This window comes from Actinomyces mediterranea, assembly GCF_900155595.1.
Taxonomy (GTDB): Bacteria; Actinomycetota; Actinomycetes; order Actinomycetales; family Actinomycetaceae; genus Pauljensenia; species Pauljensenia mediterranea.
In genome coordinates, this window is sequence record NZ_FTPB01000004.1 from 238,422 (window position 1) to 252,579 (window position 14,158).

At 64.8% G+C, this 14,158-nt stretch carries 13 protein-coding genes; 10 read left to right on the forward strand and 3 right to left on the reverse strand.

The window, feature by feature from the left end; genetic code table 11:
- Positions 1-37: 37 nt before the first annotated feature.
- The 5 genes from BQ7471_RS05070 to BQ7471_RS05090 all read left to right on the forward strand — a co-directional run bounded on the left by BQ7471_RS05070 (position 38) and on the right by BQ7471_RS05090 (position 4,383).
- A complete protein-coding gene (locus tag BQ7471_RS05070) occupies positions 38-1,414 on the forward strand; it encodes a M20/M25/M40 family metallo-hydrolase (protein ID WP_076466171.1) in 1,377 nt (458 codons plus the stop codon).
- The gene (locus BQ7471_RS05075; protein ID WP_083663272.1) at positions 1,411-2,394 is read left to right on the forward strand and encodes a glycerate kinase; all 984 of its coding nucleotides are present in this window, start codon (positions 1,411-1,413) and stop codon (positions 2,392-2,394) included. The genes BQ7471_RS05070 and BQ7471_RS05075 overlap by 4 nt, the downstream gene beginning before the upstream one ends.
- A gap of 126 nt (positions 2,395-2,520) precedes the next feature.
- On the forward strand, positions 2,521-2,874 hold the full coding sequence (gene erpA / locus BQ7471_RS05080; protein WP_076464713.1) for an iron-sulfur cluster insertion protein ErpA: 354 nt from the start codon (positions 2,521-2,523) through the stop codon (positions 2,872-2,874).
- Positions 2,875-2,878: 4 nt separating this feature from the next.
- On the forward strand, positions 2,879-3,862 hold the full coding sequence (locus BQ7471_RS05085) for an FKBP-type peptidyl-prolyl cis-trans isomerase (protein WP_076464715.1): 984 nt from the start codon (positions 2,879-2,881) through the stop codon (positions 3,860-3,862).
- Between the two features lie 128 nt (positions 3,863-3,990).
- A complete protein-coding gene (locus BQ7471_RS05090; RefSeq protein ID WP_076464716.1) occupies positions 3,991-4,383 on the forward strand; it encodes a response regulator in 393 nt (130 codons plus the stop codon).
- Here BQ7471_RS05090 and BQ7471_RS05095 read toward each other — a convergent pair.
- The gene (locus BQ7471_RS05095) at positions 4,337-5,080 is read right to left on the reverse strand and encodes a 3'-5' exonuclease (protein WP_205408256.1); all 744 of its coding nucleotides are present in this window, start codon (positions 5,078-5,080) and stop codon (positions 4,337-4,339) included. The genes BQ7471_RS05090 and BQ7471_RS05095 overlap by 47 nt on opposite strands.
- A 49-nt stretch (positions 5,081-5,129) precedes the next feature.
- On the opposite strand from BQ7471_RS05095, the gene BQ7471_RS05100 reads away from it, so the two are divergent.
- From BQ7471_RS05100 to BQ7471_RS05110, 3 genes are all read left to right on the forward strand, one after another.
- A complete protein-coding gene (locus tag BQ7471_RS05100) occupies positions 5,130-5,960 on the forward strand; it encodes a lysophospholipid acyltransferase family protein (protein WP_076464719.1) in 831 nt (276 codons plus the stop codon).
- 111 nt (positions 5,961-6,071) lie between these two features.
- On the forward strand, positions 6,072-7,289 hold the full coding sequence (locus tag BQ7471_RS05105) for a pyrophosphate--fructose-6-phosphate 1-phosphotransferase (protein WP_076464721.1): 1,218 nt from the start codon (positions 6,072-6,074) through the stop codon (positions 7,287-7,289).
- Positions 7,286-8,713, forward strand: a complete 1,428-nt coding sequence (locus tag BQ7471_RS05110; protein WP_076464722.1) for a class II 3-deoxy-7-phosphoheptulonate synthase — start codon at positions 7,286-7,288, stop codon at positions 8,711-8,713. Before BQ7471_RS05105 ends, BQ7471_RS05110 begins: the two co-directional genes overlap by 4 nt.
- A gap of 57 nt (positions 8,714-8,770) precedes the next feature.
- Here BQ7471_RS05110 and pknB read toward each other — a convergent pair whose 3' ends face one another.
- Complete coding sequence (pknB, locus tag BQ7471_RS05115; protein WP_076464724.1) at positions 8,771-10,660, reverse strand: Stk1 family PASTA domain-containing Ser/Thr kinase; 1,890 nt, start codon at positions 10,658-10,660, stop codon at positions 8,771-8,773.
- A 250-nt stretch (positions 10,661-10,910) separates the two neighbouring features.
- Here pknB and BQ7471_RS05120 point away from each other — a divergent pair, with 250 nt between their 5' ends.
- Complete coding sequence (locus BQ7471_RS05120; RefSeq protein ID WP_076464726.1) at positions 10,911-11,258, forward strand: Rv2175c family DNA-binding protein; 348 nt, start codon at positions 10,911-10,913, stop codon at positions 11,256-11,258.
- Positions 11,259-11,288: 30 nt separating this feature from the next.
- On the opposite strand, the gene BQ7471_RS05125 is transcribed toward BQ7471_RS05120, so the two are convergent.
- Positions 11,289-12,383 (reverse strand): polyprenyl synthetase family protein, encoded by a 1,095-nt coding sequence (locus BQ7471_RS05125; protein WP_076464727.1) that lies wholly within the window; start codon positions 12,381-12,383, stop codon positions 11,289-11,291.
- A gap of 205 nt (positions 12,384-12,588) precedes the next feature.
- On the opposite strand from BQ7471_RS05125, the gene BQ7471_RS05130 reads away from it, so the two are divergent.
- Complete coding sequence (locus BQ7471_RS05130; protein WP_205408257.1) at positions 12,589-14,079, forward strand: RNA polymerase sigma factor; 1,491 nt, start codon at positions 12,589-12,591, stop codon at positions 14,077-14,079.
- The last annotated feature ends 79 nt before the right edge of the window (positions 14,080-14,158 follow it).

A 14,158-nucleotide genomic window follows, 5' to 3' on the forward strand; every position in this document is an offset into this window, starting at 1 on the left:
ATCGCCGCCACCGGCGTTCGTCCACTACTCTGGCCCCATGTCCGTTCGTGAAACATCATCCCCATCCGCCCAGACACTGATCGCCAGACTCGATGAGTCCTTCGAATCACTCGTCGAAGAGCTTGCAGCCCTCGTCGCGATCCCCTCGGTGTCCTCCGACCCCGAACACGCCTCCGACCTCGACCGTTCCGCCCAACACGTCCGCTCGTCCTTCGAGGCCCTGGGACTGGATGCGGAGATCCTTCAGACCACCACTGACGACGGACTCATCGGCAAGCCCGCGATCGTGGCCCGCTCCAGGCGCATTGACGGGGCGCGCACCGTTCTTCTCTACGCCCACCACGACGTGCAGCCGGTCGGCGAGGCGGGGCGCTGGACATCCGATCCCTTCACCGCGACGATTCGCGGAGAGAGGATCTACGGGCGCGGCACTTCCGACGACGGCGCAGGAATCGTCGTCCACCTCGGTGCCCTGTCGATCCTCGGCGAGGACCTTCCCGTCAATGTCGTCGTCTTCATCGAGGGCGAAGAGGAGTTGGGCTCGCCGTCCTTCACGGCCTTTCTCGACGCGTACAGGGAGAGGCTGCGCGCGGATGTCATCGTCGTCGCCGACTCCGACAATTGGAAGGTCGGCGAGCCCGCCGTCACCTCCTCGCTTCGGGGCAACTGCGTCGCCACCGTTGACGTCATCATCGCGGACCATGCGGTCCACTCCGGGATGTTCGGCGGCCCCATCCTCGATTCAGTCACCGCTGCGGCCATGTTGATCTCCTCCATGTACGACGCCAATGGAGACCTCGCCATCGAAGGCTTGGGCGGCGACTCCACTGCGGATGTCGACTGGCCCGAAGAGGAGTTCAGGGCGGCGGCCGGACTCGTTGATGGCGTCGAACTCATCGGGACGGGAGACCTCGCCGCGCGGGTGTGGACGAAGCCCTCCGTCACGGTCATCGGTTTCGACGCGCGGCCAGTCGCCGAGGCCTCCAATACGATCAGCCCCCGCACTCGTTTCAAGCTGTCGCTTCGCACAGCGCCCGGGACGGACCCGCGTGAGTCGATGGATGCACTCGTGGCGTTCCTCGAATCGCACGCCCCCTTCGGCGCCCGCGTGATCGTGACTCCCGACGAGTACGGGCCCGGATATCGTGCGGATATGGACTCGCCCGTGACCGCTCTCGTCCACGAAGTCCTCAGCGAAGCCTGGGGCCGTCCGTCCGTTAATATCGGAGTCGGCGGCTCCATCCCCTTCATCTCCGACTTCCAACGATTCTTCCCCGACGCGCAGGTCGTTGTTACGGGAGTCGAGGATCCGATGACGAATGCGCATTCTGAAGATGAGTCGCAGTCGCTGACGGACCTTCGCGCCGCCATTCTCGCTGAGGCCCTCCTGTTGACGCGAGTCGCGCGGCTGTGACGCGAAGAGTCGCCATCCTCGGGCACTGGGAGTCGGCGGGCGGCGACCCGATCTGTCCGACCCGCGCCCTCGCTCGCATCGCACAGGGATTTACAGAGGCACGGCCCCACTGGGCTGCGGATATCATCCCCTTCGGGGTGGGGTCGGCCTTCGTGGAGGCGATGAATCAAGCGCCGGGGCACTCGTGGGCGCCGATCAGCGTGGAGCGCTCCGAGGATTCCACTGCGAGAGCCGGGCGGGAGGCGAAAGAAGCCCTCGATGCGGGCCTGACCCCTCTCGTCGAGGGCGGCCACTTGGACGATCCGGACTGCGGATTCGGATTCATCAACGCCTTCACCCCAGCGCCCCTGGGCGCTTCTCCCACGGTCGATGAACTCACCACGGCCCTCGAAGCGGTGCGTCGAGCGTTCACGGGGCGCGACGTCATTTGCGCGGCGTCGACCAGGCGCCCGCTCCTGGGAATGACCTCGGTCCTCGCTGTCGACCCCGATCTTGGGGCGCGTATGGGAACGGATAGGGATCGGCTCGCCGTGCTCGCGCGCTCACTAACGGTAAGAACCCGGGGCCTCCCTCTGGCGCCGGACCCCACCCGAAGCCGTGAGTCGAATAACTGGGGGAGAATCGACGGTTCGGGAGCCGCGGGGGGAGTGGGGGCTATCATCGCTGCCGCAGGAGGACGGATCATCCCCACCGGGCACTTCCTGCGCGCCGCGCTTGATCTCGACGCGCGCCTCGACGGCGCCGACCTCGTTATCGTCGCCGAGCCCCGTCTGCACTCGCCCGCCCTGGCTGATGCGCTCCTCGACGCCATAACGAGTGCTGCCGCCGATCTGGCTCTTCCCGTCGTCGCCGTAGGGGAGGAGTCCTCCCTGTCCGCCCACGAGCTCGCCGAATGGGGGATGCACGGACAGTTCGTCACCGGCACTGATATCCCGCTCGACGAGGCCGGGGCAAGGGTCGCCAAAACATGGGCGATATAGCCGAAACACAGCGTTCCTGATTGTTTCCTCGGTCTCATCTGCCGTGTCCGCTGTGGCCAGGATCGGCGAGTGGACGTAGGCTGACTACCCGTAACACGACTGTTTCATATCAATGAATGGAGCATCATGTCTGACGTTGACATCGAAGCGCCCACCCACGAGGTTCTGCTCACCGACGTCGCAGCTGCGAAGGTGAAGAGCCTGCTCGAACAGGAGGGCCGTGACGACCTGCGTCTGCGCATCGCCGTCCAGCCCGGCGGTTGTTCGGGTCTCATCTATCAGCTCTACTTTGATGACCGCATCCTTGACGGAGACGCCCTGCGCGACTTCGACGGCGTCGAGGTCGTCGTCGACCGCATGAGCGTCCCCTACCTCAATGGCGCCACCATCGACTTCGCGGATTCCATCGAGCGTCAGGGTTTCACTATCGACAATCCGAACGCCAAGAACACCTGTGCGTGTGGAGAGTCCTTCCACTGAGCCTATGAAGATCACATTGCGCACTGCCGCCGCAGTCATCGCCCTGTCCATGACCGTCACACTGGGGTCCTGCTCATCGACTGACCCCTCCCAATCCAGCGGGGCGCAGTCCCAGTCGCAGTCCTCGGCGTCCGCCCCCGAGGTCGATCGCTCTGGGAACGGGAACTTCCCCGAGGCCACCGGAGGGTTCGGCGATGACCCGGAGATCTCAGCGGGCAGCGGAGACACCCCTGAGAAGATCTTGGTCAAGACCCTCGTCAAGGGCTCGGGAGGCGAGATCCGAGCCGGCGACACCATCGCCGTCAATTACGAGTTGGCGCTGTGGGACGGCACGAAGATCGAGTCCTCATTCGAAAACGGTTCACCGTTGGTGACGCCTCTGGCGAATCTCATCCCCGGATGGACCCACGGGCTCGCCACCCAGCACGTGGGCGATCGGCTCATGCTCGTCATCCCCGCGCAATACGGCTACGGGGACAAGACGTCGGGCTCAATCCCCGCCGGGTCGACACTTGTCTTCGTCATCGACATCCTCAACTCCTCCAGCGCCGTCACCGTTGATGAGGAGCTCATGGGGCGGGGCGCCCCCACCGGTGAGTCCCTGCCCGATGGGATCACCGTCACCGGAGATCCCGGCACAGAGCCGACCATCGCATTCGCAGACGGCGTCGCCATCCCCGATGCGGATTCGCAGACCACGCTCATCACGGGCGCGGGCGCGCAAGCGCAATCCGGAGACTACATCGTCTATCAGGGGGTTGGAGCCCCCATCGGCGACGCATCGAAGGCCGTGTCGACATGGTCCGCTGAATCGCCGCAGGTGATCGCTGCAGATGCGCAGAACCTGGTCGGGACGACAGTCGGCTCGAGAGTCGCATTCATCCTCGGCACTCAATCGCAGCAGTCGGGATCCGCCTCCTCGGCGTCGCCGACGCTCATCGTCGTCGACGTCATCGGCATCATGAAGCTCGACGGCTCACAGGGCTGACGACGCACACTACGACTCGAGGGCGCTCCCCCGCACCGGCGGACCGCCCTCGAGTGCGTACGCGCGTACAATGGACCCGGTTCCAGTCCGATGGATCGTCGGTATCCGCATCACAGGAGGACATAACAGTGAGCGAATCATCTGCCCGCATCCTCGTCTTCAGCGGTGACGCCGCCAAGCGGCGGGCCGTTATCAAAGGCGTCGGCGTGCGCGCCTCCAAGAATTCCCCCACCATCGAGTGGTCCGAGGCGGCCACCCCCTTTGGGGCGAGGGAACTCGTGGAGAATACCGATTTCGCGCTCCTCATCCTCGATGCGGAGACCACAAAAGAGGGCGGCATGTCGCTCGCGCACGAGTTGGCGAACACGATCGACACTGTCCCCCCGATCGTCTTCCTCACCGCCCGTCAGCAGGACGACTGGTTGGCAACCTGGGCAGGAGGGGCTGCGGCGATTCCAGATCCCCTCGACCCCCTCACCCTTCAGGAGACGGTCGCGGACCTTCTGACGTCGGGGCGCTGAGACTGTGCATAAGGGCAGACGCACGGTGCCCGCCCTTATCGCTGCCCGAGCACCGCTCCTCGTTGATGAGGGCCAAGGCGAGGAGCACTTGCCACGTCGTATAGGCGTCCGATAGGGCGCGGTGCGCGTGGGGCTGGGCGATCTCGAAGTAATCGGCGAGGGTGGCGAGACGGTGGTTCGCAATGCGCGGTCTCGGCAGGAGAACGCGCGACAGGGCGAGGGTGTCGATGATGCCGACATTAGGGAATGGCCGGTTGCAGGCCAGTGCCGCCCTCGTGAGGAAGCCCATGTCGAAGGGCGCGTTATGAGCGACAAGTGTGGGGGCGGGGCCGTCCTCATCGATGCGGGACCAGTCGATGAAACGCGGGAAGACGACATCGATCGGGTCGGCGTCGGCGACCATCTCAGTCGTGATGCCCGTGAGTTCGGTGATGCGCCGGGGGATGGGGAGAGTCGGGTTCACCATCGAGTGGAATTCGTCGGCGATCCTCCCACTCATGACCAGCAGCGCCCCGATCTCGGTGATCGCAGAATCGGCCCCCAGACCCGTGGTTTCCACGTCGATGATGACGAAATCTGAATCGAGCAGTGAGGACAGGGTCGCTCGAGTGCTCACCTGTGCGCGAGCGGGCGCACGAGTGTCCGGACCTGGATGCCCGCTATCGCGGCTAACGGGCATCGGGGCAGACTTAGGCATAGAGTTGATTCTAATTCGTGAACTCGTCCTCTTTCCCCAAGGAGGGACCATGGCGTTCTACCAGGCACTCAAGGCTACGGGAGGCCCGATCCTCAAAGCGGCGTACAAGCCGTGGATCCGCGGCAAGGCGAATATCCCCGCCAAGGGTCCCGCCATTCTTGCCTCGAATCACAATGCCGTATGGGATTCCGTATTTCTGCCCATGATGCTCGACCGGGAAGTCGTCTTCATGGGGAAGGCCGACTACTTCACGGGGACTGGCGTCAAGGGCTGGGTGACGAAAGAATTCATGCGCGCAGTCGGTACCATCCCCGTCGACCGCTCCGGGGGGCGTGCTTCCGAGGGCGCACTCAAAGCAGGACTCAAGCGCCTGGGAGAGGGCGAGCTCTTCGGCATCTACCCCGAGGGGACCCGCTCCCCGGATGGACGCTTGTATCGTGGCAAGACGGGGGTCGCCAGGCTCGCGCTGTTGTCGGGAGCGCCCGTCATCCCCGTCGCAATGATCGGCACCCATACCGCCCAGCCCATCGGTCAGAAGATCCCATCGCGCACGAATATCGGGATGGTCATCGGCGAGCCCCTCGACTTCAGCCGCTACAAGGGCCTCCACAAGGACCGCTTCGTGTTGCGGGCCATCACCGACGAGATCATGTACAACCTCATGCTGTTGTCCGGGCAGGAGTATGTCGACCTCTACGCGGCGGATGTCAAGGCGAAGCTCGCTGCCGAGGGCAATTTCGACGGCCCCGTGCCGACCAATGGAAGGGCCGCACCGGGCGGCCGCACAGCCCCCGTCGTCGACGTGCCCCAGCGTCCCGATGATCAGCCGCCCGTCCCCCTCACCGAGGAGGAACTGCGCTTCATCGACCCATCGGCGTGACCCATCCCATGGGACGGGCGCCCTCTCGCCCGAACGTCATCTGACGCTAAGATGAGCACGTTGCGTGCGCGCCGTCCGGCCGCACGAAATATTGGTTGAAAGGTGTCATCCATGTCGGTTCGCCGCGTCGCTCTGCTCACCGCCGGCGGTTTCGCCCCGTGCCTCTCCTCCGCTGTCGGAGGCCTCATCGAGCGCTACAACGAGATCGATCCCTCTGTTGAGATCATCGCCTACCAGAACGGCTACCACGGCCTGCTCACCGGTAACTACGTCGTCGTCGACGAAGAGGCCCGCACGCACGCAGCCGTCCTCCACCGCTACGGCGGTTCCCCGATCGGGAACTCCCGCGTGAAGCTCACCAATGCGAAGAACCTCGTCGAGCGAGGCCTCGTCGCCGAGGGCGAGGACCCCCTTGAGAAGGCTGCCGAGCAGCTCCGCAAGGACGGCGTCGACGTGCTCCACACCATCGGTGGTGACGATACGAACACCACCGCCGCCGACCTGGCCGCCTACCTCGAAGAGCACGACTACCACCTCACCGTTGTCGGCCTTCCCAAGACCATCGATAACGACGTCATCCCGATCCGCCAGTCCCTCGGCGCATGGACCGCCGCCGAAGAAGTCTCCGAGTACGCTCAGAACATCATCGGCGAGCACCGCTCCAACCCCCGCATGCTCATCATCCATGAGATCATGGGCCGCCATTGCGGTTGGCTCACCGCCGCGGGCTCAAAGGAATACCACGAATGGCTTAAGACCCAGCAGTGGGTCCCCTCCATCGGATTGTCGAAGGAGCGCTGGGACATCCACGCCGTGTTCCTGCCCGAAATGGCCCTCGACATCGATGCCGAGGCCAAACGCCTCAAGGCGATCATGGATGAGCAGGGCAATGTCAACATCTTCTTGTCCGAGGGCGCCGGCGTTCCCGAGATCATCGCCGAGATGGAGGCCGCGGGCGTCGAGGTCCAGCGCGACCCCTTCGGCCATGTCAAGCTCGATACGATCAACCCCGGCCAGTGGTTCGCGAAGCAGTTCGCCTCGAAGATCGAGGCCGAGAAGGTCATGGTTCAAAAGTCCGGCTATTTCTCGCGCTCCTCGCGCGCGAATGCCGACGATCTGCGCCTCATCAAGTCGATGACCGACCTCGCCGTTGAATGCGCCCTCAAGGGAGAGTCCGGCGTCATTGGACACGACGAGGAGAACGGCGACCGCCTCTGTGCCATCGCCTTCCCGCGCATCGCCGGGGGCAAGCCCTTCGACATCACGCAGGAGTGGTTCACCGACATGATGGCCGAGATCGGCCAGAGCGTGAAGCCTGCTGCCAATTGAATCTCCCCGTTCAGCCGGGTCGCGGCGCCAGCAGATTCTCATCGGATCCGCGGCGCCGCGACCCGGAACAACTGTGGTCCCCCGAGGGCGGTGCTGAAGCCCCCTGGGACTCCTGGCGCTCCCGCGAAGCACTTCAGCAGCCGCAGTACCCCGACGAGGACGCTCTCGTCGACGTGACCGCACAGCTGCGCAAACAACCGCCCCTCGTCTTCGCGGGCGAGGTCGACGACCTGCGGGCATGGATGGGCGCGGCAGGTCGGGGCGAAGCATTCATCCTCACCGGCGGTGACTGTGCGGAGACATTCGCGGAGGCGACTGCGGACCACCTGCGCCTGAAGATCCAGACGATCCTTCAGATGGCGGTCGTCCTCACCTATGGCGCGTCGCTGCCCGTCGTGAAAATCGGAAGGATCGCCGGCCAGTATGCGAAGCCGCGGTCCTCCGACCTGGAGACGCGGGACGGGGTGACGCTCCCGTCCTATCGGGGCGACGCCGTGAACTCTTTCGAATTCACCGAAGAGGCTCGCACCCCCGACCCGATGCGCCTCATGGAGACGTACCATCACGCATCGTCGACGCTCAACCTCATCCGCGCCTTCACGAAGGGCGGGTATGCGGACCTGCGGCTCGTGCACCATTGGAACCGCGGATTCACCTCGAATCCCGCCTATGCGCGTTATGAGTCCCTCGCCGAGGAGATCCACCGCGCCGTTAAGTTCATGGCCGCCGCTGGCGCCGACTTCGATTCGCTGCGCGAGGTGGACCTGTATTCAGCGCACGAGGCGCTGCTGCTCGAATATGAGTCGGCGATGACGCGCATCGACTCGCGCACGAGTCTTCCCTACGACACCTCAGGCCACTTCCTGTGGATCGGGGAGCGCACCCGTGACCTCGACGGCGCCCATATCGAACTTCTGGCGCGCGTGCGAAACCCCGTCGGAGTCAAACTCGGCCCCACCACCTCGGTCGAGCAGATGCTCGGCCTCATTGAGCGCCTCAACCCCGATGGTGAGGGGGGTCGCCTGACTTTCATCACCCGCATGGGTGCCGACCGCGTCACGGATACCCTTATCCCGCTGCTTGAAGCGTCGAAGGCCGATGGGCGGCCCGTCACGTGGGTCACCGACCCCATGCATGGCAACACGATCACCTCTTCGACGGGCTACAAGACGCGCCGCTTCGAGACGATCATGGATGAGGTGCGCGGCTTCTTCGAGTCGCACAACGAGGTCGGGACGGTGCCCGGCGGGATTCACGTCGAGCTGACAGGCGATGACGTTACGGAAGTAGTCGGAGGGTCGCTCCACCTCGACGATGAGTCACTCGAGTCGCGGTATGAGACTCTCGTCGATCCGAGGCTCAATCATCAGCAGTCCCTCGAAATGGCGTTCCAGGTCGCCGAATACCTCAGGCGCGACGCCTGATCGCTCACCCGTACAGCCCCCGCCCGATAATGATGGTCGGCTGTACGGATCAATGGATCACACGACGTAGAGAGTGATGATCGACCCCTTCCTCGCTGATGAACCTGCTTCGGGATCCGTGTAGCGCGCCGTCCCGAAGACCCCTCCGAGGACGCGCGCCACCCGCACCTCGAAACCGGTGGATTCCAGGATCGATGTCGCCTCCGACTCCGACTTGCCCGTCACATCGGGGACCTGCACCATCTCAGGTCCCTTCGACACGGTGTAGGTGACCTCGTCGCCCTTGTGGAGGACCGTATCGGCGGCCGTCTCCTGGGAGATGACCGAGCCCGCGGCGATGGAATCCGAAAACGCCTCAGTCGGCTTGGCGATGAGGCCGAGGGCCTCGATCGCCGCGCGCGCCCTCTCCGCCGTCATCTCCGACAGGTCGGGCGCCTTCAAGGGCTCGCGCCCCTTCGACACGACGATGTCGACGCGAGTGTCATGGGGGACCGACTCGTCGGCGTCGATCGACTGGGAGATGACGAGCCCCTCTCCGACCTCTTCCGAGTATTCGGTGCTCGTCGTCCCTATGGCGAGTTTCTCCGCCGTCAGCACTCGCACCGCCTCGTCCTTGGCCATGCCCACCAGTGAGGGTACGGTGCGCATGTCGACGCCGAGGGAGACGATGAGGCGCACGTCGGCATCCCGGTGGACGAGTTCGCCCCCTGCGGGATCCGTCTCGATCACCACCCCCTTGGCAACGGTGTCCGAGAAGTCCTCTTCGATGAGGACTTCCAGGCCCATCGCCTTGAGGTCGGATTCCACGGCATTGGCGGAGCGCCCGGTGGTCTGCGGCATGGTGAGGTAGGAGCCCGGTCCGTATGCGTTCCACCACCAGTACGCGGATAGGCCGCCCGCGATGAGGAGCAGCGCGATGAGGGCGAGTATCTTGCCGACTTTGGATTTCGTCTTGGAGGGGTGCTCCATCGGCGCGGGGACGTGGCCCGATGCGTGGACGATGGTTTCAGAGGTGGCGGGGATGCGCGCGGGAAGTGCGGTTGTGGCGCCGCGGGAGTTCCATGCGACGGTCTGGGTTCCAGACTCCTGGGGTTCGACCTCGGCGCGCATGGCGCCCACATCCGCGGGGATCGCTGCAATGACCCTCGCCACGAGGTCGAGAGCGTGATCGGCGTCCTGGGGGCGCTCATCGGGGTTGCGCGCGGCGAGGGAGGCGATGAGGTCGTCGACCTCGCGGGGGATCCACGGTTCAGATTCGGAGGGCAGGGGGATCGAATCGTTGACGTGGTGCTGGGCGATCTGCAGGGCATTCTCACTCTCCCAGGGGACGTGGCCCGTGAGCATCTCGTAGGCCATGATACCGACCGCGTACAGGTCGGTCCGCGCGTCGATTCCACCCGATGAGGCGACTTCCGGCGCTATATAGGCGATGGTGCCGAGCATGGTCCCGGTCGTCGACATCGACACTTCGGATGCTGCGCGGGCCAGGCCGAAGTCGGTGACCCTCACCGGGGGGTCTGCGGGAACGAGGACGTTCTCGGGTTTGATATCACGGTGGACTACACCGACGCGGTGCGCTGCACGCAGGGCGTCGAGGACATCGCGGGTGTAACGAAGGCTCTGTTCGAGTGTGAAGGCGCCCTGTCGGCGCAACAGTGTGCGCAGGTTGGGACCGTCGACGAGCTCCATGACGAGGAATCCCTGACCGTGGACGACTCCCTGATCGAAGACGGAGACGACGCCGGGGTGGAGGATACGAGCGGCTGAGCGCGCCTCGCGGCGGAAACGCTGCACGAAGTCCGCGGACTCTGCGAGGTGGGGGTGCATGAGTTTGAGGGCGACTGGACGCTCGAGGCGCTCGTCGTGGGCGACGTACACGGTCGCCATCCCGCCTCGGGCGAGGCGGCGTTCGATCCGGTAGCGCGAATCTACGACGAGCCCGATCATGGGGTCGATCGGCTGGAAAGCGGGAGCCGATTCATCCGCATCCGGGGCATCGGGCAGCGGCGGAAGAGCCGATAGGGGAACGGTCTGCCGCGTTGAGATCTCATCGCCTGTCGGCTCTAAGTCGTGTTCTGCCACGTCTGGGATTGTAGGGGAGGGGAGTGCCGCGGGCGCGTCTGGCACTCGGCGCGCCCGCGGCTCCGGCGGCGCTCTCCCGCTCGATCGCACATCGGCAGTGGTTTAGGCTGACTCCATGACTGTTTTCCCCGAGACCTACTCCGTCGAAGAGGCGGCGCGCCTCTTGGGCGTTGACCCCCGTCGGATCAAGCAGCTGATCCGAGATCGTATCCTCTTCACTATGCCCGCTGAATCGGGAGGAGGAATCCCTCGGGAGATACTCGTCAAGGGCGAGAACGGGTGGGAGCCCCTGGTGAACCTGCAGGGCACCCTCACGCTGCTCGCCGACGACGGGTACTCGCCGGAGGAAGCGGCTCATTGGCTGTACACGATGCAGGACGAGTTGGAGGAGACGCCGATGGAGGCTCTGCTCAAGGGGCGACACCACCGGGTCAACGCCATCGCCTCCGCCCTCGCGTTCTGAATCCCGCGCACCGGTCGCGAATCGTCGCGGCTAAGCGGAGCGCGCGGTAATGATGGCGGCGAGTTCGCCGAGCAGCTCGCGGTGCTCCTCGGTGAAGGGATGGTGCTCCATGGCTGCGGTTCCCTCATTGACGAGGGAATCGATGAGCCCTTCATGGGCGGCTCGGCCGCGTTGGTCAATGACGTCGGTCGCGTCGGCGATATCGGGCCCGCCGACCGAGGCACCCATGAGGACGCGGGCGAGGAGTGTGCGTTCGTCCTCGTCGGCGCGTTTCCACGTGAGAGCGAGAAGGACCGTGCGCTTGCCCTCACGCAGGTCGTCCCCGGCTGGCTTTCCCGTGGTCTCCGGATCGCCGAAGACTCCGAGGTCGTCGTCGCGCAACTGGAAGGCGATTCCCCACGGCGTGAGCACCTCGGACAGGGATGCGAGAAGCTCGTCCTCCCCTCCCGCTGCGATCGCCCCGAGCAGTGCCGGGTAGACGATCGAATAATGCGCGGATTTGTGGACGATGACCTTCATCGCATCGTCGGCCCTCAAGGAATCGGGGTCATCGGCATCGAGGGGGAGATGCTCCGCTCGCACATCGAGGTACTGACCGAGGGCGACCTCAGCGTGCATCATCGTGTAGCGGTCGAGAAGCCGTGTCGCGGTTAGCGCGTCGAGTGCCGCGCATTGGCGGCCCATCGCGTATTCGGCGGCGGAGAAGAGCATGTCACCGACGAGGACGGCCCCTGCAGCGCCGAAATTCGTTGAGGACCCGATCCAACCGTGGTCCCGGTGGATGCCGGTGAGCCGGACGTGGGGGGTGGGGGCGCCTCGGCGCGTCAGTGCATGATCGATGAGGTCATCATGGGCGAGTGCACTGGCCTGGTAGAGTTCAAGCGCCGCCGCAAGGTCGGCGACGGGCGCCTCCTCCACAGCGTAGCCGCCCGCCAGGCTCGCCCCGACGTGGGCGAGCAGGCCCCTGAAGCGCTTGCCCGAACGGGTCGCGCGGATGCACGTGTCGATGAAGTCGTCGCAACCGATCGACGGGTCGAGCCTGCGGACCAGGGAGGCGAGGGCGTCATCGGTGGCCGCATCGATACGGGGGCGCAGTACGGTGAGCCTCTCCTTGAGATCAGTCATGTGCCCCAGCCTAGGGGTACGGGGCGACCATGTGGCGACTCTCACCGCGCGAGTGGGCCGTGAAGGTGACATGAGCCACCTGCTCGGTGATGGGCCTGGGTTCTTCGTCGGGAAAACTGGGCGGACTCGACTATAATTGTTCGCAGTGCGTGCCAAGCGTCCGGCGCTCGGTCTATTGTTCCCGTCTTCTGAGAAAGGCACAGGTGTGGTTGCATCAAGCACTGCCAAAGGTTCATCCCGTAGGAAGAAGACAGTAGAGGCCGATGCATCAGCCGAGGTCGTTGAAGCCGCCAGGCCCGCCCGCAAGAGGGCTGCGTCGCGCAAGAAGACAGCCGTAAAGGAAAGGGCCGCACAGACGACTACGGGTGTCGATGCCGCTGAGGAGACGTCCGCCGCTCCGCGTCGCACGAAGAAGAAGGACGCTGCAGCGGAGCCCGCCGAACCCGTGAAGAAGAAGCCGGCTCGAAAGAAGCGGACGGCGAAGGCCTCGAAGGCAGCGGAAGTGGCTCCCGCAGAGGACGCCATCGAGCCGACTGACGAGCAGGATGCCCCCGACGAGGACATCGAGCCCACGGACGAGGACATCACGCAGAGCGAAGAGGTCGAAGCCGCTGAGGAAGAGAACGACTCCGGCGAGGAGGAGTCCGAAGAAGAGGCCGACGAGGCGAAGAACGCTGCGGCTCTGCGCGAGCGCACCTCCGCCGGGATCCAAGTCAAGGGCGGCTTCGTCGTCTCCGATTCCGATGAGACGGACGAGCCCGTCCAACAAGTCACCGTTGCCGGTGCGACAGCTGACCCGGTCAAGGACTACCTCAAGCAGATCGGCAAGGTATCGCTGCTGAACGCCGAGCAGGAGGTCGACCTCGCCCGTCGCATTGAGGCCGGACTCTACGCCGAGTACAAGCTCAAGAACGAAGCCGAGACGATGACCTCCAAGGAGCGTCGCGAACTGCACTTCCTCGCTCAGGACGGCCAGCAGGCGAAGAACCACCTCCTCGAGGCCAACCTGCGACTCGTCGTCTCTCTCGCCAAGCGCTACACGGGCCGGGGAATGCAGTTCCTCGACCTCATCCAAGAGGGCAACCTCGGCCTCATCCGCGCGGTTGAGAAGTTCGACTACACGAAGGGTTACAAGTTCTCCACCTACGCGACGTGGTGGATCCGCCAGGCGATCACCCGCGCCATGGCCGACCAGGCCCGCACCATCCGCATCCCCGTGCATATGGTCGAGGTCATCAATAAACTCGCCCGCGTCCAACGGCAGATGCTGCAGGACCTCGGGCGCGAGCCCACCCCGGAGGAGCTTGCCAAGGAGCTCGATATGACCGCGGAGAAGGTCGTCGAGGTCCAGAAGTACGGGCGCGAGCCGATTTCCTTGCACACGCCGCTGGGCGAGGACGGCGACTCCGAGTTCGGCGACCTCATCGAGGATTCCGAAGCGATCGTCCCCGCGGACGCGGTCTCCTTCACACTGCTGCAGGAGCAGCTCCACCACGTGCTCGACACCCTGTCCGAGCGCGAGGCGGGCGTCGTGTCGATGCGCTTCGGCCTGGGGGACGGCCAGCCCAAAACCCTCGACGAGATCGGCAAGGTGTATGGCGTCACCCGTGAGCGGATCCGTCAGATCGAGTCGAAGACCATGTCGAAGCTGCGCCACCCCTCGCGGTCCCAGGTGCTGCGCGACTATCTCGACTAAGTCTGTCCGACATCTCTCACGATATGGGCAACGCACTGGGCGCTGCTAGCGGATCGATGCACGAGGATGGACGATAGAC